The organism is Actinosynnema sp. NPDC049800 (genome assembly GCF_040656635.1).
Lineage (GTDB): Bacteria > Actinomycetota > Actinomycetes > Mycobacteriales > Pseudonocardiaceae > Actinosynnema.
On sequence record NZ_JBFAMT010000037.1, the window covers coordinates 46400 to 68740 of the forward strand.

Genomic DNA, 22341 nt, shown 5'->3' on the forward strand with positions numbered 1-22341 from the left:
CGCGGGCCGAATTGCTTTCGTCCGGGAACCGTCTCGAATTCTCGCGAGCGGAACAGGGTGACCCGATGGGTGGGGAAATGTCTCGTGGGGACGACCGGATCGCGATCGTCGGAATGTCCTGCCGGTTGCCCGGCGCGCCGGACACCGCGGCGTTCTGGCGGCTGCTGCGCGACGGCCTGGACGCGATCACCCCGCCGCCGCCCGGCCGGGCGGGCGACCTGCCCGCGGGCTTCCTGGACCGGGTCGACGCCTTCGACGCGGCGTTCTTCGGCGTCTCGCCCCGCGAGGCCGCCGCGATGGACCCGCAGCAGCGGCTGGCCCTGGAGCTGGCGTGGGAAGCCCTGGAGGACGCGCGGATCGTGCCCGGCACGCTCACCGACGGACGTGCGGGCGTGTTCATCGGCGCGACCTGGGACGACTACACCACGCTGAGCTACCCGGCCCACGTCACCCCGCACACGATGACCGGCACGAACCGGGGCGTCATCGCCAACCGCGTGTCGCACTTCCTCGGCGTGCGCGGGCCGAGCCTGACCGTGGACGCGGCGCAGTCGTCCGCGCTGGTCGCGGTGCACCTGGCGGTCGAGAGCCTGCGGCGCGGCGAGACGGCGCTCGCCCTGGCGGGCGGGGTGAACCTCAACCTCGCCGCCGGTCGCGAGACGAGCGGGATCGAGTTCGGCGGGCTGTCACCGGACGGTCGCAGCCACACCTTCGACGCCCGCGCCAACGGGTTCGCCCGCGGCGAGGGCGGCGGCGTGGTCGTGCTCAAGCCGCTGGCCAGGGCGCTCGCGGACGGCGACCCGGTGCACGCGGTGATCCTCGGCAGCGCGGTGAACAACGACGGACCGACCCGCAGCCTGACCACGCCGAGCGCCGACGCCCAGGCCCAGGTCATCGCCGACGCCCTGGCCGGCGCGGACGTCCGCCCCGACGACGTGCAGTACGTCGAGCTGCACGGCACCGGCACCCCGGTCGGCGACCCGGTCGAAGCCGCGGGCCTCGGCGCCGCGCACGCCGGGCGCACCACCGAGCTGCTCGTCGGCTCGGCGAAGACCAACGTCGGCCACCTGGAGGGGGCGGCGGGCATCGTCGGCCTGCTCAAGACCGTGCTGAGCATCCGCCACCGCGCCCTGCCCGCAAGCCTGAACCACGTCACGCCCAACCCCGACATCCCGTTCGACGCGCTGAAGCTGCGGGTCCAGACCGAGCTGACCCCGTGGCCGCGCGCCGACCGGCCGTTGATCGCGGGCGTGTCGGCCTTCGGCATGGGCGGCACGAACGCGCACGTGGTCCTCGCCCAACCCCCGGACCGGGAGCGGGCCGAGTCCGGACCGGCGTCGGGCGTGGTGCCGTGGGTGCTGTCGGGCCGCACCGAGCAGGCGCTGCGGGCGCAGGCCGGGCGACTGCGCGACCACCTCGCCGCCCACCCCGACCTGACGTCCGCCGAGGTCGGCCACGCGTTGGCGACCACCCGCACGCATTTCGCCCACCGCGCCGTGCTCCTCGGCCGAGCACCGCTCAATGCGCTCGCCGAGGGCCGCCCGGCGCCGGACCTGGTCACCGGCCGGGCCGCCGACCTGGGCCGGACCGCGTTCGTCTTCCCCGGTCAGGGCGCGCAGTGGGTCGGCATGGGCCGCGAGCTGTACGCGACCGAGCCGGTGTTCCGCGAGCGCATCGACGCCTGCGCCGCCGCGCTCGCGCCCCACACCGACTGGTCGCTGGTGGACGTCCTGCACGGCGACGCGCTGGACCGGGTCGACGTGGTGCAGCCGGCGCTCTTCGCGGTGATGGTGTCGCTGGCCGCGCTGTGGCGGTCCCACGGCGTGGAACCGGACGCGGTGGTCGGCCATTCCCAAGGCGAAATCGCCGCCGCGCACGTGGCCGGCGCATTGTCGTTGGCCGACGCGGCGCGCGTCGTGGCATTGCGCAGCCGCGCGCTGGTCTCATTGGCCGGACAGGGCGGAATGATTTCCGTCACACTTCCGGTCGATGAGGCCGAGCAATTCGTGGCGCGGTGGAATGGTCAGTTGACAGTTGCGGTGGTAAATGCGCCCGGCTCGGTCGTGGTGTCCGGCACGCCCGCCGCGCTGGCCGAGTTGTCGGCGGCGTGCGAGGCGGCCGGCATTCGGGCGCGCGCCATTCCGGTGGATTACGCCGCCCATTCGGCGCAGGTGTCCGCCATTCGGCGACGGCTGCTGGACGACCTCGCCGACGTGCGACCGCGGCGCGGCGACGTGCCGTTCTACTCGGCGGTCACCGGCGGGCCGCTCGACACCGCCGGCCTCGACGCCGACTACTGGTACCGCAACCTGCGCGAGCCGGTCCGCTTCGACCTGGCCACCGCCGCGCTGGCCGCCGACGGCCACGACGTGCTCGTCGAGGTGAGCCCGCACCCGGTGCTGGCGCCGACCCTGGACGTCCCGGTGGCCACCGGCACCCTCCGCCGCGACGAGGGCGGCCGGGCGGAGTTCCTGGCCGCGTTGGGCCGGGTGTTCGTGGCGGGCGGGCACGTCGACTTCACGCCCGCGTTCCCGGCGGGGGTGGAGCCTGCCGACCTGCCGACCTACGCGTTCCAACGCCGGCGGCACTGGCTCGGCGACGTCACGCCCGAAGCGCCGGCCGGACCGACCGCCGATCCGGCCGACCAGGTCACCGCCGCCATCGCCGCGGTCCTCGGGCACGCCGACGCGGCCGAGATCGACCCGACGCTGACGTTCAAGGACCTGGGTTTCGACTCCGTGATGGGTGTCGCGCTGCGCGACCGCATCAACAGCGCGCTCGGCCTGCGGCTGCCGTCCGGCCTGATCTACGACTACCCGACGCCCGCGGAACTGGTGGCGCACGTGGGTGACGGCGTCGCGGACGTGCCGGACGTCGTGGCGGCGGTGGACGACGACCCGATCGTCATCGTGGGGATGGGGTGCCGGTTCCCCGGCGGCGTGGCGTCGCCGGACGACCTGTGGCGCCTGGTCACCGCCGAGGTGGACGCGATCGGCGACTTCCCGGCCGACCGCGGCTGGGACCTCGCCCGGCTGCACGACCCGGAGCTGCGCAGCGGCGGCACGAGCGCCGTGGCCAAGGGCGGGTTCCTGGCCGACGCGGGCGGGTTCGACGCCGCGTTCTTCGGGATCTCGCCGCGCGAGGCCGTGGCGATGGACCCGCAGCAGCGCCTGGTGCTGGAGACGGCGTGGGAGACGTTCGAGCACGCGGGCATCGACCCGACCTCGTTGCACGGCAGCCGCACCGGCGTGTTCACCGGCATCTGGTCCTCCGGGTACGCGGTCGGCGCGCCGGTGCCCGAGGACGTCGAGGGCTACCTGGTCACCGGCACGGCGACGAGCGTGACGTCCGGCCGCGTCGCCTACCACCTGGGTCTGCGCGGACCGGCGCTGTCGATCGACACCGCGTGCTCGTCGTCCCTGGTGGCGATCCACCTGGCGGCGCAGGCGCTGCGGGCCGGCGAGTGCGACCTGGCGTTGGCCGGTGGCGTGACGGTGATGGCGACGCCGGTCATCTTCACCGAGTTCTCGCGGCAGCGCGGGCTCGCGCCGGACGGCCGCAGCAAGCCGTTCTCCGCTTCCGCCGACGGCACGAGCTGGGGCGAGGGCGCGGGTCTGGTGCTGTTGGAGCGGTTGTCGGACGCGCGTCGGCGTGGTCATCGGGTGTTGGCGGTGGTGGCCGGTTCGGCGGTGAACCAGGACGGTGCGTCGAACGGGTTGACCGCGCCGAACGGGCCGTCTCAGGAACGCGTGATCCGGCAGGCACTGGCGAACGCCGGGCTGGCACCGTCCGATGTGGACGCGGTGGAGGCGCACGGGACTGGTACGACGTTGGGTGATCCGATCGAGGCGCAGGCGCTTCTGGCGACTTATGGTCAGGATCGTTCGGTGCCGTTGTGGTTGGGTTCGGTGAAGTCGAACATCGGCCACACGCAAGCCGCGGCGGGTGTCGCGGGTGTGATCAAGATGGTGATGGCCTTGCGGCACGGTGTGCTGCCGCGGACGTTGCACGTGGACGAGCCGACGCCGCACGTGGACTGGACGGCAGGCGACATCCGGCTCCTCACCGAGTCCGCCACCTGGCCCGACACCGAACGTCCCCGGCGCGCGGCCGTCTCGGCGTTCGGGATCAGCGGCACGAACGCCCACCTCGTGCTCCAGCAGGCGCCGGACGCCGTCGTGCCGCGGGTCGGCGAAGTCCGGACGGTGCCGTGGCTGGTGAGCGCGAAGACCGAGGCGGCACTGCACGCCCAGGTCGAACGGCTGCGCGAGCACGCGCTCACGCACCCGGACGTGCCGGTCGCCGCGATCGCCGGTGAGCTGGCCACCCGTGCCCGGTTCCGCCACCGCGCCGTGCTGGTCGGCGCGGATCGGGCCGAACTGCTCGCTGCCCCGCCACCGCCCGCCCCGCCGGCCACCACCGGCGACCTGGTGTTCGTGTTCCCGGGTCAGGGCGCGCAGTGGGTCGGCATGGGCCGTGACCTGTATGCGTCGGAGCCGGTGTTCCGGGATGCGGTCGACGCGTGCGAGAGGGCGCTCGCGCCGCACGTCGACTGGTCGTTGGTCGAGGTGTTGAACGGCGGGGCGCTGGACCGGGTGGATGTGGTGCAGCCCGCGTTGTTCGCGGTGATGGTGTCGTTGGCCGCGCTGTGGCGGTCGTTCGGTGTCGAGCCGGCCGCGGTGGTGGGGCACTCGCAGGGTGAGATCGCGGCGGCGCAGGTCGCCGGGGCGCTGTCGTTGGAGGACGCGGCGCGGGTGGTTGCGTTGCGCAGCAAGGCTTTGGTCGCGATCTCCGGTCTCGGCGGCATGGTGTCGGTGTCGTTGCCGCCGGATTCCGGGTTGTTGTCACACTGGGGTGATCGGCTGACGGTCGCCGTGGTGAACTCGGCGTCCACGGTGGTCGTGTCGGGTGAACCGGGCGCGTTGGACGAGCTGCTGGAGCTGTGTGAACGGGAGGGCGTGCACGCCCGGCGGATCCCGGTGGACTACGCGGCGCACTCGGCACAGGTGGAGGCGGTTCGGGAGCGGTTGCTCGCCGACCTCGCGGACATCGGCCCGCGGCCGGCGCGGATCCCGTTCTACTCCACGGTGACCGAGGGGCTGGTCGGGACCGTCGATGCCGGGTACTGGTACCGGAACCTGCGGGAGCCGGTGCGGTTCGACCGTGCCGTCCAGGCGTTGACGGACGCCGGGCACGACGTGTTCGTGGAGGTCAGCCCGCACCCGGTGCTGGTGCCCACCCTGGACGTCACGGTCGCCACCGGCACGCTGCGCCGAGACCGGGGCGGGCCCGGGGAGTTCCTCGCGGCGGCCGGCCGGCTGTTCGTCGCGGGCGTGGACGTCGACTGGACTCCCGCGCTGCCGCCGGCCGGTCGCGCGGACGTGCCGACCTACGCCTTCCAGCACGAGCCGTACTGGCTCACGTCCACCGCGCCCACCGCGGACCCGTGGCGGTACGAGGTCACGTGGACGCCCGTCACGCCCACCTCGGCTCCGGCCGGGCGGTGGCTGGTGCTGCGGCCCGACGGCGGGCACCCGTGGGTCGACGCGGCGGTGGAGGCGTTGCGGGACAGCGGCGTCGAGGTGGTCGAGACGGCGCAGCGGGTCGACGGCGTGCTGTCGTTCCTGGCGCTGGACGAGTCGCCGCACCCGGACCACCCGGCCGTGCCGGTCGGCCTGGCGCGGACGTTGGCCGCCGTGCGGGACCTCGACGCCCCGCTGTGGTGCGTGACGAGCGGCGCGTTCGACGATCGCCCGCGACAGGCGCTGGTGTGGGGACTGGGCACGTCGGCCGCGCTGGAGTTCCCCGACCGGTGGGGCGGGCTCGTCGACGTCCCGGCGACCCCGGACGCGTCGGGCGTGCGCCGCCTGCTCGCCGCGATCGTCGGCCGGGAAGACCAGGTGTCGATCCGCGCCGAGGGCGTCTTCGCGCGCAGGCTGCGCCGGGCCCGGCCCACCCCGGCGGTCCGGGCGTGGCGGCCCGAGGGCACCACCCTGATCACCGGCGGCACGGGCGCGCTCGGCGCTCAGGTGGCCCGCTGGCTCGCCGGCCAGGGCGCCGAGCACGTGGTGCTGGTCAGCCGCGGCGGGCCGGACGCCCCCGGCGCGACCGGGCTGCGCGACGAGCTGGCCGCCGCCGGCACGCGGGTCACGGTGGCCGCGTGCGACGTGGCGGACCGGGCGGCGCTGGCGGCGTTGCTGGACGAGGTCGGCGACGTGCGGTCGGTGTTCCACGCGGCAGGCGTGATCAGGTCCGGTCGGCTGGCCGACGACGACGTGGCCGGTTTCGCCGACGTGATCACCGCCAAGGTCGCCGGCGCGACGCACCTGGCCGACCTGCTGCCCGACCTCGACGCGTTCGTGCTGTTCTCGTCGACGGCCGGCGTCTGGGGCGACGGGCACGGCGCGGCCTACGCGGCGGGCAACGCGTTCCTCGACGCCCTCGCCGCCCGGCACCGCGCCGAGGGCCGGGCGACCACGTCGGTGGCCTGGGGCATCTGGGCCGAGGGCGGCATGGCCTCGCTGGAGTCCGTGCAGCGGCAGCGGCGGCTGCTCGGCCTGGGCGAGATGCCGTCCGGGCGTGCGCTGGCGGCGTTGCGCGACGTGCTCGACCAGGACGTGCCGCACGCCGTGGTCACCCCGGTCGACTGGGCGGAGTTCGCCCCCGCCTACACCCGCGCGCGGCCGAGCAGGCTGCTCGCCGACCTGCCCGAGGCCCAGGGCCGGGAGGAACCGGTCGAGCCGGGCGTGACGTCCGACGTCGACGTGCTCGACGTGGTCACCACCCACACGGCGGCCGTGCTGGGCCACGCCTCGCCGGAGGCCGTCGACACCCGGCGGGCGTTCCGGGAACTCGGCTTCGACTCGCTGACCGCCGTCGAACTGCGCAACCGCCTCACCACCGCCCTGGGCAGGCGGCTGCCGTCCACCGTGGTCTTCGACCACCCCACGCCCGAACGGCTCGCCGCACACCTGCGCGGTGAGCGCGCGGCTCGTGCCACCACGGCCGCGGCGGCGACCGACGAACCGATCGCGATCGTCGGCATGGGCTGCCGGTTCCCCGGTGGCGTCGAGTCGCCGGACGACCTGTGGCGGTTGGTGTCCGAGGGCGTCGACGCCATCGGCGGGTTCCCCGAGGACCGCGGCTGGGACCTGGACGGCCTGTTCGACCCCGCGTCGGCCCGGCCGCGCACGTCGTCCACCCGGCACGGCGGGTTCCTGACCGACGCGGGCGGGTTCGACGCGGGGTTCTTCGGGATCTCGCCGCGTGAGGCGTTGGCGATGGATCCGCAGCAGCGGGTGTTGTTGGAGACGGCGTGGGAGGCGTTCGAGCACGCTGGGATCGACCCGACGTCGTTGCAGGGCAGTCGGACGGGCGTGTTCACCGGCATCTGGTCCACCGGGTACGCCGCCGGGTCGATCCCGGACGACCTGGAGGGCTACCAGGTCACCGGGACGGCGACCAGCATCGGCTCCGGCCGGCTCTCCTACCTGCTCGGCCTGGTCGGCCCGGCGCTGTCGCTGGACACCGGGTGCTCGTCGTCGCTGGTCGCGCTGCACCTGGCCGCGCAGGCGCTGCGGTCGGGCGAGTGCGATCTCGCGCTGGCCGGCGGGGTCACGGTCAACGCCACGCCGTCGTTGTTCACCGAGATGTCCCGGCAGGGCGCGAGCGCGCCGGACGGCCGCAGCAAGTCCTTCGCCGCCGCCGCCGACGGCGCCGGGTGGGCCGAGGGCGCGGGCCTGCTGCTGGTGGAACGACTGTCCGACGCCCGGCGCAACGGCCACCACGTGCTGGCCGTCGTGCGGGGGACCGCCGTCAACCAGGACGGCGCGTCGAACGGGTTGACCGCGCCGAACGGGCCGTCCCAGGAGCAGGTGATCCGGCAGGCCTTGGCGAACGCCGGGCTGTCACCGTCCGATGTGGACGCGGTGGAGGCGCACGGCACGGGCACCACGCTGGGTGATCCGATCGAGGCGCAGGCGCTCCTGGCGACCTACGGCCGGGATCGGTCCGAACCCTTGTGGCTGGGGTCGGTGAAGTCGAACATCGGTCACACGCAGGCGGCGGCGGGCGCGGCCGGCGTGATCAAGATGGTGATGGCTCTGCGGCACGGCGTGCTGCCGAAGACGCTGCACGTGGACGAGCCGACGCCGCACGTGGACTGGGAGGCCGGGAACGTCCGGCTGCTGACCGAGTCCGTCGCCTGGCCCGACGCCGAACGCCCTCGGCGGGCGGCGGTGTCCGCGTTCGGCATCAGCGGCACGAACGCGCACACGATCATCGAGCAGGCTCCGGAGGACGCGCGGCCGGTGGAGGCCGAGCAGCTGTGGCTGCTGTCGGCCAAGACGCCGGAGGCGCTGCGCGACCAGGCTCGGCGGCTGCGGGACTTCGTCGCCGAACACCCCGGGGACCACGACGAGATCGGACGCGTCCTGGCTGGTCGGGCGCGGTTCGATCACCGTGCGGTGGTGTTGGACCCGGCTGGTCTGGGTGCGTTGGCGGAGGGTCGGGAGCATCCGGGGTTGGTGACGGGCTCGGCGTCGGTGTTGGGCAAGTCGGTGTTCGTGTTCCCCGGCCAAGGTGCGCAGTGGGTCGGGATGGGGCGTGACCTCTACGCGTCCGAGCCGGTGTTCCGGGAGGCGGTGGACGCGTGTGAGCGGGCGTTGGCGCCGCACGTCGAGTGGTCGTTGGTCGAGGTGTTGAGCGGCGGGTCGTTGGATCGCGTGGACGTGGTGCAGCCGGCGTTGTTCGCGGTGATGGTGTCGTTGGCGGCGTTGTGGCGGTCTCGCGGCGTCGAGCCGGACGCCGTGGTGGGGCATTCGCAGGGTGAGATCGCGGCGGCGTACGTGGCCGGGGCGCTGTCGTTGGAGGACGCGGCGCGGGTGGTTGCGTTGCGCAGCAAGGCTTTGGTCGCGATCAGCGGTCGAGGCGGGATGGTGTCGGTGTCGTTGCCGCCGGACTCGGAGCTGTTGTCGGGGTGGGGTGCCAGGCTGAGCGTCGCGGTGGTGAACTCGGCGTCCGCGGTGGTGGTGTCGGGCGAGCCCGGCGCGTTGGACGAGCTGCTGGAGCTGTGCGAGCGGGAGGGCGTGCACGCCCGGCGGATCCCGGTGGACTACGCGGCGCACTCGGCCCAGGTCGAGGCGGTCCGGGAACGACTGCTCGCCGACCTGGCCGACATCGACCCCGCACCGGCCCGGATCCCGTTCTACTCCACGGTGGCGGACGGCTTGGTGGAGACCGTCGATGCCGCCTACTGGTACCGGAACCTGCGTGAACCGGTGCGGTTCGACCGGGCGGTCGATGCGCTGACGCAGGCCGGGCATGACGTGTTCATCGAGGTGAGCCCGCATCCGGTGCTGGTGCCCACGTTGGACGTCAGGGTCGCCACCGGCACGCTCCGGCGCGACCGCAGCGACTTCCGCGGCGCCCTGGCCACCCTGGTCGTGCACGGCTACCCGCTGCCCAAGCCGACCGCGGGGCGGATCGCGCTGCCGACCTACCCGTTCCAGCGCACGCGCTACTGGCTCCTGCCGGGCACCGGCGGGCCCACGCTGGGCCACCCCTTGCTGGACGCGTCCGTGGACCTGCCGGACGACCAGGGCGCGGTGCTCACCGGCCGCCTCTCGACCCGGACGCACCCGTGGCTGGCCGACCACGCCGTCAACGGGGCGGTGCTGCTGCCCGGCACGGCGTTCGCGGAACTGGCCGGCGAAGCGGGACGGGCGCTGGGCTGCCCGGTCGTCGCGGACCTCGTGCTGCACGTGCCGCTCACCGTGACCGAACGCCCGGCGCACGTCCAGGTGTCCGTGGGCGCGCCCGACCACGCGGATCGCCGACCGGTCACCGTGCACTCCCGCGTCGACGGCGAGTGGGTCCGCCACGCCTCCGGCACGCTCGACCGCGCGCAGGCCGCGTCCACTTCGGCGTGGGAGCCCACTGGAGAACAGGTCGACCCGGACGGCTTCTACGACTACCTCGCCGACCTCGGTTACGCGTACGGCCCGGCGTTCCGAGGCGTGCGGGCGTTGTGGCGCGGTGACGACGAGCTGTTCGCCGAGGTCCAGGTGCCGGACGGCGCCAGGTTCGGCCTGCACCCGGCATTGCTCGACGCCGCGCTGCAACCGGTGATCCTGCTGCACCCGGACGACCGCCTCCGCCTGCCCTTCTCGTTCACCGGCATCGCCGTGCACACGACGGGCGTCTCGGCCGCCCGCGTCCACCTGTCCCGCACCGGCTCCGACACCTACGCGGTCAGGGTGACCGACCTCGCGGGCGCACCGGTGGCCACGATCGACGCGCTGACCGTGCGACCCGCAGCCGCATCGGCGACCACGCTGCTGCGCACCGAATGGGTGCCGGTGGTGGAGTCCGCCCCCGTGCCCGTCCGCCTCGCGCCGCTGCTCACCGGTTCGGCCGACCCCGAGTCCGTGCACGACCTCACCCGACGGGCGCTCGGCCTGGTGCAGGAGTTCCTGGCGACCGACGACCGGACGCGCCTGGTGGTGCCGACCCGGGCGGACGACCCGGCGGGGGCGGCGGTCCGGGGGTTGGTCCGCAGCGCCGCGGCCGAGCACCCCGGCCGGTTCGTGGCGGTGGAGCTGGACGGCGACGCGACGGTGGCGCGGGCGGCGGAGGCGGCGGCCGTGGCGGGCGACGAGGTGGAGCTGGCGATCCGCGGTGACGCGGTCCTGGCGCCCCGCCAGGTGTCGTCCACGTCGCGGCCGGCGTCGGTCGACGGTCCGTGGCGGCTGGTCGAGTCGGGTACCGGCAGCCTGGACGACCTCACGTTCGCCGAGGTGGCCGAGGTGCCGTTGGAGCCGGGCCAGGTGCGGCTCGGGGTGCGTGCGGCGGGGGTGAACTTCCGGGACGTGCTCGTCGCGTTGGGGATGTACCCGGACCCGGCGCTGTTGGGCGGCGAGGCGGCCGGGACGGTCCTCGAAGTCGGGCCGGGCGTCACGCGGTGGCGGGTGGGCGACCGGGTGCTCGGTCTCGCGTCCGGCACGTTCGGGCCGCGGGCGGTCGCCGACGGGCGGGTGCTCGCGCCGGTCCCGGACGGCTGGTCCTTCGCGCAGGCCGCAGCGGTGCCGGTGGCGTTCCTGACCGCGTGGCACGGGCTGGTGGACCTCGGCCGCGTCCGGCCGGGCGATCGGGTGTTGATCCACTCCGGCGCGGGTGGTGTCGGCACGGCCGCGATCCAGCTGGCGCGGCACCTGGGCGCGGAGGTGTTCGCGACGGCGAGTCCGGGCAAGTGGGACGTGTTGCGTGGCTTGGGTGTGGCCGATGACCACATCGCGTCGTCGCGGACGTTGGAGTTCGAGCAGCGGTTCCCGCGGGTGGACGTGGTGCTGAACTCGTTGGCCGGCGAGTTCACCGACGCGTCGTTGCGCCTGCTCGCGCCCGGTGGCCGGTTCGTGGAGATGGGCAAGACCGACGTCCGGGTCCTCGACGGCGTGGACTACCGGGCGTTCGACCTCAACGACGCCGATCCCGCCCACCTGGGTGACGTGCTGACCTCGGTGCTGGAGCTGTTCGATGCGGGCGTGCTCCGGTTGCCGCCCGTGGCCGGCCGGGACATCCGGCGCGCGGTGGACGTGTTCCGGCTGATGAGCCAGGCCGGGCACGTCGGCAAGCTGGTGCTCACCGTGCCCCGGCTCGCCGACGGCACGGTGCTGATCACCGGCGGCACGGGGACGCTCGGGCGGGCGCTGGCACGGCACCTGGTCACCCGGCACGGCGTGCGGCGGCTGGTGTTGGCGAGTCGCGGCGGTGGTGAGGCTCCGGAACTGGACGCCGACGTGCGCGTGGTCGCGTGTGACGTGTCCGACCGCGAGCAGGTCGCGGAGCTGGTGGCGTCGATTCCCGACCTGAACGCCGTGGTGCACGCGGCCGGGGTGCTGGACGACGCGGTGGTGCAGGGTCTCACCCCCGAACGGCTGGACCGCGTGCTGCGGCCCAAGGTGGACGGCGCCTGGCACCTGCACGAACTGACCGGCGACCTGGACGCGTTCGTGCTGTTCTCCGCCGCCGCGGGCGTCCTGGGCACGGCCGGACAGGCCAACTACGCCGCCGCCAACTCCTACCTGGACGCCCTGGCCCGGCACCGGCACGCCCTCGGCCTGCCGGCCGTCTCGATGGCCTGGGGCCACTGGGCCGAGGCGTCCGGCATGACCGCGCACCTCACCGCGACCGACAAGGAGCGCTTCGCCCGCGCCGGCATCGCGCCGATGACGACGGAGCACGCGCTGGCGCTGTTCGACGCGGCGCTCGCCAGTGGGCAGCCCGCGGTGACGACCGCCCAGCTGACGACCCGGGCACCTCGCGCGCTCCCGCCTCCCACCGCGCCCGACACCGACCTGCTGTCCCTCGTCACCACCCACACCACGGCCGTGCTCGGGCACACCGACGCGTCGGCGATCAAGCCCCGGCTGGCCTTCCGCGATCTCGGCTTCGACTCGCTGACCGCCGTGGAGCTGCGCAACCGGCTCGCCACGGCGACCGGCCTCCGCCTGCCCGCGACCCTCGTCTTCGACCACCCGACACCCGAGGAACTGGTCGAACACCTGCGGTTGGAGCTGTCGGGCGCGCGTGCGGAGGTCGTTGCACCGGTGGTGCGTGCGGTGGACGGCGACCCGATCGTGATCGTGGGTATGGGGTGTCGGTTGCCGGGTGGTGTGGAGTCGCCGGATGACTTGTGGCGGTTGGTGATGGATGGTGTGGACGCCATCACGGACTTCCCGACCGATCGTGGTTGGGACTTGGACCGGCTTTACCACCCGGACCCTGACCACCCAGGGACGAGCTACACCCGTTCCGGTGGATTTCTGACGGACGCGGCCAGGTTCGACGCGGACTTCTTCGGGATCTCGCCGCGTGAGGCGTTGGCGATGGACCCGCAGCAGCGGGTGTTGCTGGAGACCGCGTGGGAGACCATCGAGCACGCGGGCATCGACCCGACCTCGTTGCGGGGCAGCCAGACGGGGGTGTTCACCGGGCTGTGGTCCTCGGGGTACGGGGGCGTGGTCGAGCAGGCCCCGCGTGACGCCGAGGGCTACCTGGCGACCGGCATCTCACCGAGCGTCACGTCCGGTCGCGTCGCCTACCTGCTCGGGTTGCGCGGCCAGGCCGTGTCGGTGGACTCCGCGTGCTCGTCGTCGTTGGTGGCGATGCACTTGGCCGCGCAGGCGTTGCGGTCGGGTGAGTGCGACCTGGCGCTGGCCGGTGGCGTGACGGTGATCGTGAACCCGCTGGGGTTCACCGAGTTCTCGAGGCAGCGCGGGTTGGCGGCCGACGGTCGGTGCAAGCCGTTCTCCGCTTCCGCCGACGGCACGAGTTGGGGTGAGGGCGCGGGTCTGGTGCTGCTGGAACGCTTGTCGGACGCGCGCCGCAACGGTCACCGCGTGCTGGCGGTGCTGGCCGGTTCGGCGGTGAACCAGGATGGCGCGTCGAACGGCCTCACCGCGCCGAACGGGCCGTCCCAGGAACGGGTGATCCGGCAGGCGCTGGCGAATGCCGGCGTGCGTCCGTCCGAAGTGGACGCCGTTGAAGCGCACGGCACGGGCACCACGTTGGGTGATCCGATCGAGGCGCAGGCGCTTCTGGCGACTTACGGTCAGGATCGTTCGGTGCCGTTGTGGTTGGGTTCGGTGAAGTCCAACATCGGTCACACTCAGGCTGCGGCGGGTGTCGCGGGTGTGATCAAGATGGTGATGGCGTTGCGGCACGGTCGGTTGCCGCGGACGTTGCACGTGGACGAGCCGACCCCGCACGTGGACTGGACGGCGGGGGACATCCGGCTGCTGACGGACACCGTGCCGTGGCCGGCGGTCGGTCGTCCGCGTCGGGCGGGTGTGTCGTCGTTCGGGGTGAGCGGCACGAACGCCCACGTCATCATCGAGCAGGCGCCCGAGACCGACGCGGAGCCGGGTGGGGACGGCGGCCGGACGCCGTGGGTGATCACCGGCAAGTCCGAGCGGGCGTTGCGCGACCAGGCCCGCCGGTTGTCCCGGGCCGTCGGTGCGGCCGACGAGTCCGCCGTGGCCCGGGTGCTGGCCGGTCGGGCGCGTTTTGATCATCGTGCGGTGGTGTCGGACCCGGCGGCCCTGGGCGCCTTGGCGGAGGGTCGGGAGCATCCGGGGTTGGTGACGGGCTCGGCGTCGGTGTTGGGCAAGTCGGTGTTCGTGTTCCCCGGCCAAGGTGCGCAGTGGGTCGGGATGGGGCGTGACCTCTACGCGTCCGAGCCGGTGTTCCGGGAGGCGGTGGACGCGTGTGAGCGGGCGTTGGCCCCGCACGTGGACTGGTCGTTGGTCGAGGTGTTGAGCGGTGGTGCGTTGGATCGCGTGGACGTGGTGCAGCCGGCGTTGTTCGCGGTGATGGTGTCGTTGGCGGCGTTGTGGCGGTCTCGTGGCGTCGAGCCGGATGCGGTGGTGGGGCATTCGCAGGGTGAGATCGCGGCGGCGTACGTGGCCGGGGCGCTGTCGTTGGAGGATGCGGCGCGGGTGGTTGCGTTGCGCAGCAAGGCTTTGGTCGCGATCAGCGGTCGGGGTGGGATGGTGTCGGTGTCGTTGCCGCCGGACTCGGAGCTGCTGTCGCGGTGGGGTGACCGGCTGTCGGTCGCGGTGGTCAACGCGGCGGACTCCGTGGTCGTGTCGGGCGATCCGGCCGCGCTCGCCGAGCTCGTGGCGGCCTGCGAGGCCGACGGCATCCGGGCCCGCGCCCTCCCGGTGGACTACGCGGCGCACTCGGCACAGGTGGAGGCGGTTCGGGAGCGGTTGCTCGCCGACCTCGCGGACATCGACCCGCGGCCGGCGCGGATCCCGTTCTACTCGACCGTGACCGAGGGGTTGGTCGGGACCGTCGATGCCGCCTACTGGTACCGGAACCTGCGCGAGCCGGTGCGGTTCGACCGGGCCGTGGCGGCGTTGACGGGCGCCGCGCACGACGTGTTCATCGAGGTCAGCCCCCACCCGGTGCTGGTGCCCGCGCTCGACGTCACGGTTGCGACCGGCACCCTGCGCCGTGACCAGGGCGACTTCACCACCGCCGCGGCACGGCTGTTCGTCGCCGGTGTGGACGTCGACTGGCCCCGGCCCGCCGCCGGTCACGTCGACCTGCCGACCTACCCGTTCCAGCACGACCGCTACTGGCTGGCTCCGGGGCCAGGGTCCGCGGACGTGACCGCGGCAGGTCTCGACTCTGCCGACCACCCGCTGCTCGGCGCGGCCGTGGACCTCGCGGCCGGGCACGGGGTCGTGCTCACCGGGCGGTTGTCGACGGCCACTCAGCCGTGGCTGGCCGATCACGCCATTCACGGGTCGGTGCTGCTGCCGGGCACCGGTTTCGTGGAACTCGCCCTGCGCGCGGGCGCCCAGGTCGGTCGGCCCGTGCTGGCCGAACTGCTGCTGGAAGCCCCGCTGGTGCTGCCCGCGCAGGACGCCGTGCCGGTCCAGGTCGTGGTCGACGGCACGGCGGTCGCCATCCACTCCCGGCGCGACGGCGAGTGGGTCCGGCACGCCACCGGCACGCTCGACGTCGACCCACCCGTGGCACGTCCGCTGGAGTGGCCGCCGGACGCCGAACGAGTCGACCTCACCGGCTTCTACGACGACCTCGCGGCCCAGGGCTACGAGTACGGCCCGGCGTTCGAGGGCGTGCGGGCGGTGTGGCGGCACGGCGACGAGCTGTACGCCGAGGTCGCCCTGGACGCCCGCGACGGCTTCGGCCTGCACCCCGCGTTGCTGGACGCCGCGTTGCAGCCGCTCACGCTGGCCGCGGCGGGTCGGCTGCCGTTCTCGTTCGCCGGCGTCGCCGTGCTGAAGACGGGGGTGACGGCGGCGCGCGTGCGCCTCACGCCGACCACTCCCGACACCTACCGGGTCCTGCTGACCACCGATGCGGGTGAGCCGGTGGCCGTGGTGGACGCGCTGACCGTGCGGCCGATGACGGCGGACTTCCAAACCCGGGACAACCGGGTGTTCCGCCTCGACTGGGTTCCGGTCACGCCCGCGTTCGAAGACACCGCCGTGCACCACGTGGTCAGCGCGCCGGGCGCCGATCCGGTGGCGGCCGCGCACACCCTGGTCGCCGGGACGGTGGCCGTCCTGCAGGACTTCCTGCGCACCTCGGAGGACGGGAAGCTCGCGATCGTCACGCGCGGCGCGGCCGGCCCGGGCGAGGTGACCGACCTCGCCGCCGCCGCGGTCTGGGGCTTGGTGCGGGCGGCCGAGGCCGAGCACCCCGGCCGGTTCGCCCTGGTCGACGTGGACCACGACGGCGAGGTCCGGGTGCCGGCCGACGAGTTCCAGGTGGTGGTCCGCGGCGACGCGGTGCTCGCGCCCCGGCTCGACCGGGCGCCGGGCTCACCGGGCGCGCTCGACCTGGACGGCACCGTGCTGATCACCGGCGGCACCGGCACGCTGGGCGTCCTGGTGGCCAGGCACCTCGTGGCCCGGCACGGCGCCCGGCGGCTGGTGCTGCTCGGCCGTCGTGGCGGTGAGGTGGAGATCGAGGGCGCGGACGTGTCGGTGGTCGCGTGCGACGTGACCGATCGGGCCGCGCTCGCCGACGTGCTCGCCACGATCCCCGACCTGTGCGCGGTCGTGCACGCGGCGGGCGTGCTGGACGACGCCGTGGTGACGTCGCTGACCCCCGAACGCGTGCACGACGTGCTGCGGCCCAAGGTGGACGCCGCGTGGCACCTGCACGAGCTGACCCGCGACCTGAAGGCGTTCGTGCTGTTCTCGTCGGCGGCCGGGGTGCTCGGCGGCGCGGGGCAGGGCAACTACGCCGCCGCCAACGCGTTCCTGGACGCCCTCGCCGGCCACCGGCACGCCCTGGGGCTGCCCGCCGTGTCGCTGGCGTGGGGGCAGTGGGAGCAGGCCAGCGGCCTGACCGGGCACCTCACCGAGGCCGATCAGCGTCGCCTGGAGCGGTCCGGGATCGTGCCGATGTCGACCGAGCACGCGTTGGCGCTGTTCGACGTGGCGCTGGCCGACGGCGCGCCCGCGGTGGTGCCCGCTCGGCTCGACCTCACCGCGCCGTCGTTGCGCGGGTTGACGCGGCGGGCGCGGCGGATCGCCGACACCGACTTGGCGCGGCGGCTCGCGTCGTTGCCCGAGGCCGAGCAGCACACCGTCGTGCTCGACCTGGTCGGCACGCACACCGCCGTGGTGCTGGGCCGCACCGACCGGGTCGCGCCGAACCGGGCGTTCCGGGATCTCGGGTTCGACTCGTTGACGGCGGTGGAGCTGCGCAACCGGCTGGCCGCCGCGCTGGGCGTGAAGCTGCCCGCCACGCTGACGTTCGACCACCCGACGCCGTCCGCGCTCGCCACCCACCTGCGGGGGCTGCTGCTCGGCCGGGAACGGCGTGCCGTCGCGCCCGTCGCCGTGGCCGCCGCGGATGACCCGATCGTGGTGGTCGGGATGGCGTGCCGGTACCCGGGCGGTGTCGGTTCGGCGGCGGACCTGTGGCGGCTGGTCACCGACGGCGTCGACGCGATCGGCGACTTCCCGGGCGACCGCGGGTGGGACCTCGACCGGCTCTACGACCCGGCGGGCGGGCCCGGCACCAGCTACACGCGTTCGGGTGGATTCCTCCGTGACGCGGCCGGGTTCGACGCGGGGTTCTTCGGGATCTCGCCGCGTGAGGCGTTGGCGATGGATCCGCAGCAGCGGGTCTTGCTGGAGACGGCGTGGGAGGCGTTCGAGCACGCTGGGATCGACCCGACGTCGTTGCGGGGCAGCCGGACGGGCGTGTTCACCGGGATCTGGTCGTCCGGGTACGGCGCCGGGGCGCAGCCGCCCGACCTGGAGGGCTACCTGTCGACCGGCACGGCGACGAGCGTGACGTCCGGGCGGGTGTCGTACCTGTTGGGCTTGGAAGGTCCGGCGGTGTCGGTGGACACGGCGTGCTCGTCGTCGCTGGTGGCGATGCACCTGGCCGCGCAGGCGCTGCGGTCGGGGGAGTGCACGCTGGCGCTGGCCGGTGGTGTGACGGTGATGGCGACGCCGTCCGGGTTCGTGGAGTTCTCCCGGCAGCGCGGTCTGGCGGCGGACGGGCGGATCAAGTCGTTCGCGGACGCGGCCGACGGCACGAGCTGGTCCGAGGGCGCCGGTCTGGTGCTGCTGGAGCGGTTGTCGGACGCGCGTCGGCGTGGTCACCAGGTGTTGGCGGTGGTGGCGGGTTCGGCGGTGAACCAGGATGGTGCGTCGAATGGGTTGACGGCGCCGAATGGTCCGTCTCAGGAGCGGGTGATTCGGCAGGCGTTGGTGAACGCGGGGTTGTCTGCGTCCGATGTGGATGTTGTGGAGGCGCATGGGACTGGTACGACGTTGGGTGATCCGATCGAGGCGCAGGCGCTTCTGGCGGCTTACGGTCAGGATCGTTCGGTGCCGTTGTGGTTGGGTTCGGTGAAGTCGAACATCGGTCACACGCAGGCGGCTGCTGGTGTCGCGGGCGTGATCAAGATGATCATGGCGATGCGGCACGGCGTGCTGCCCCGGACGCTGCACGTCGACCGGCCCACCACGCACGTGGACTGGGAGACCGGTGACGTCCGGCTCCTCACCGAGGCCACGCCCTGGCCCGACGTCGACCGGCCGCGTCGTGCGGGTGTGTCGTCCTTCGGGATCAGCGGGACGAACGCGCACCTGATCCTCGAACACGTGCCCGCCGAGCCGGTCGAGGCGCCGGAGGCCGTGCCGTGGTTGTTGTCGGCGAGGTCGCCGGAGGCGTTGCGGGCGCAGGCACGGCGGCTGCGTGGGTTCGCGGAGGACCCGGCGGTCGGCGCCGCCCTGGCCACGCGGGCTCGGCTGCCCTACCGCGCCGCGCTCACCGATCCGGCCACGCTCGCGGCGGACCTCGACGCGCTCGCCCGAGGCGACGTGCCGATCGGTGAGGCCGTGCCCGGCAAGACGGCGTTCGTGTTCTCGGGTCAGGGTTCGCAGTGGCGGGGTATGGGTCGTGGTCTTTATGACGCCTATCCGGTGTTCGCGGAGGCGTTGGATGATGTGTGTGGGCGGCTGGGGTTGTCGTTGTGGGATGTCGATGTGGATCAGACGGGGTTTGCGCAGCCGGCGTTGTTCGCGGTCGAGGTGGCGTTGTTCCGGTTGGTGGAGTCGTTGGGGCTGAAGCCGGATTACCTGATCGGGCATTCGGTGGGTGAGATCGCTGCCGCGCATGTTGCGGGTGTGTTGAGTTTGGATGATGCGTGCACGTTGGTGTTGGCGCGGGGTCGGTTGATGCAGGAGTTGCCGCCGGGTGGGGCGATGGTGTCGATCCGGGCTGCCGCGGCGGAGGTGGCGGAGACGCTGCCCGAGGGTGTCGAGATCGCGGCCGTCAACGGGCCCGAGGCGGTGGTGATCTCGGGTGACGAGGACGCGGTCTTGGAGGTCGCGGACTTGTGGGAGACCTTGGGTCACGAGACGCGGCGGCTGGCGGTGAGCCACGCGTTCCACTCGGCTCACATGGACCCGATGCTGGCGGAGTTCGCGCGGGTGGTGGAGGGGTTGTCGTTCGGTTATCCACAGATCCCGATTGTGTCGACCGTGTTGTCGGACCGTTCGGGTAGCGTTGAAAACAGGGATCCCCTGGGCGGGGACCCTTCCGCAGGCACGGTGTTCGACGCTGGGTATTGGGTGCGTCAGGTGCGGGGGTCGGTGAGGTTTGCCGATGGTGTGGAGTGGTTGCGTGCCCATGGTGTGACGGCGTTGTTGGAGGTCGGGCCGCATCCCACGTTGGTGTCGACGGGGGTGATGAGGCGGGGTCACGACGAGCCCGAACGGGTGCTCGCCGCGCTCGGCAAGCTGTGGGTGGCCGGTGCCGAATGGACCCTGCCGACCGCGCACGTCGAGTTGCCCACCTACGCGTTCCAGCGCGAGCGGTTCTGGTTGGTGCCCGCGGCGTCGACGGACGTCACGGGCGCCGGGCTCGCCGCGGTCGACCACCCGTTGTTGGGCGCGGTGGTGGAGTTGGCGGACGACCAGGGCGTGGTGGTGACCGGGCAGCTGTCCCCGGCCGCCCAGCCCTGGCTCGCGGAGCACACCGTGCTCGGTTCCGCGCTGCTGCCGGGTGCCGCGTTCGTGGAACTGGCGTTGCGGGCGGGTGGTCAGGTCGACTGCCCGGCGGTCGAGGAGTTGGCGCTGGAGGCGCCGCTGGTGCTCGCCGGGGCGGTCGACGTGCGGGTCACGGTCGGCGCGCCCGACGAGGCCGGACGACGTGCGGTCGCGATCCACTCCAGGTCGGACGGCGACTGGCTGCGGCACGCCACCGGTGTGCTCGGCGCCGGCGCGGCCCCCGTGCCGTGGACGGAGCCGGACACCGAACCGGTCGACCTGACCGGCTTCTACGACACCCTGGCCGACGCCGGCTTCGAGTACGGCCCGACGTTCCAGGGCCTGCACGCCGTTCGGCGGCACGGCGACGACCTCTACGCCGACGTCCGGCTCGCCGCCACCGACGGCGATCGGTTCACCCTGCACCCCGCGCTGCTGGACGCCGCGCTGCAAGCCGTCACGATCGCCGACGACCGCGCCAAGGTGCCGTTCTCGTTCACCGGCGTCACGGTCTGGTCGACCGGTCGCACCTCGGCACGCGTGAAGCTCACCGCCACCGGACCCGAGACCTACCGGGTCGGCCTGGTCGGCCCGGCCGGCGAACCGATCGCGGCCATCGAGTCGCTGACCCTGCGCGCCCCGCAGTCGGCACCTCGCCGGCAGTCCCTCTACCGGGTCGCCTGGCACGGAACGGACGCCGCCGCCGGACCCGCCGGGCGAACCGACCGGCTCCACCACGCCACCGACCCGGTCGAGACCCTGGGTGTGGTGCAGGAGTTCCTGGCCGCCGACGCCGCCGCCGACGACGACGGCTCGGCCCGGCTCGTCGTGGTGACGCGCGGCGCGGTGTCGGTGCGGGGCGAGGACGTGACCGACCTCCGGGCCGCCGCCGTGTGGGGCCTGGTCCGCTCCGCCGCCTCCGAGCACCCCGGGCGGTTCGTGCTGGTCGACACGGACGGGCCGGCAGTCGTGGCCGGCGACGAGCCGCAGCTGGCCGTCCGAGCCGGCCGCGTCCACGTGCCCAGCCTGGAACGCGCGGAGTTCGCGCCGCTGCCGTCCACCCTCGGCCCGGACGGCACGGTGCTGATCACCGGCGGCACGGGCGTGCTCGGCGCCGCGGTCGCCCGTCACCTGGTCGCCGCCCACGGCGTCACGCGGCTGGTCCTGGTCAGCCGACGCGGGCCCGCCGCGCCCGGCGTCGCCGACCTGCTCGCGGACCTCGCCGGGGCCGACGTCACGGTCGTCGCCTGCGACGTGGCCGACCGCGACGCCGTGGCGAGACTGCTGGCCGAGCACCCCGTCACGTCGGTCGTGCACACGGCCGGTGTGCTGGACGACGCCGTCGTGCAGTCGCTGGACGCCGAGCGGTTCGCCGCGGTCTGGGAGCCCAAGGCCGCCGCCGCGCTGCACCTGCACGAGCTGGCCGGCGACCTGGAGGCGTTCGTCCTGTTCTCCTCGGCCGCGGGCGTGCTGGGTGGGCCGGGGCAGGCCAACTACGCCGCCGCGAACACCTTCCTCGACGCCCTGGCCACCCACCGGCACGCCAACGGCCTGCCCGCCGTGTCCCTGGCCTGGGGACCGTGGGCGCGGACCAGCGGCATGACGGGCAAGCTCACCGACGCCGATCGGCGCCGGGTGGCGAAGGCGGGCGTGCTCCCGATGGCGACCGACGAGGCCCTGGCCCTGTTCGACGCCGCCCTCACCGCGGGCGAACCGGTGCTGGCGCCGGTCCGACTCGACCGCCGCGCGGCGGACCGGTCGCTGGTCCGGACCCGCCCGACCGCCCCGCCCCGGGTCGAGCCGACGCACGACGTGCTGGCCCTGGTCCGGCGCGCCGCGGCCCAGGTGCTCGGCCACGCGTCCACCGACGCCGTCGGCCCGCACCGGGCGTTCAAGGACCTCGGGTTCGACTCGCTGACCGCCGTGGAGCTGCGCAACCAGCTCGACGCGGCGACCGGGCTGCGCCTGCCCGCCACCCTCACCTTCGACCACCCGACGCCCGCCCGGCTCGCCGAGCACCTGCGGGAACGGCTGGCCGCGAGCGCGCCCGACCCGCTGCTGGCCGAGCTCGACCAACTGAAGTCCACTTTGGACCGGACCGAGGACGCCGACCACGACGCCATCGCCGCACGACTGGAGGCGCTGCTGGCGTCGTGGACCGCCAAACGCACCAAGCCCGAGGACGACCTGGACGACGCCACCGACAGCGAGCTGTTCAGCATCCTCGACGACGAGCACCGCAGGACCCAGGTCATCCGATCGGGCGAGCACCGCACCGCGGGGGAGTAGC

The 22341-nt window shown here is 73.8% G+C and carries 1 protein-coding gene; it reads left to right on the top strand.

Annotated features, from left to right (window positions below; translation table 11 throughout):
• Positions 1 to 77: 77 nt before the first annotated feature.
• A complete protein-coding gene (locus AB0I91_RS31240) occupies positions 78 to 22340 on the top strand; it encodes an SDR family NAD(P)-dependent oxidoreductase (protein WP_499640197.1) in 22263 nt (7420 codons plus the stop codon).
• Position 22341: the final 1 nt, after the last annotated feature.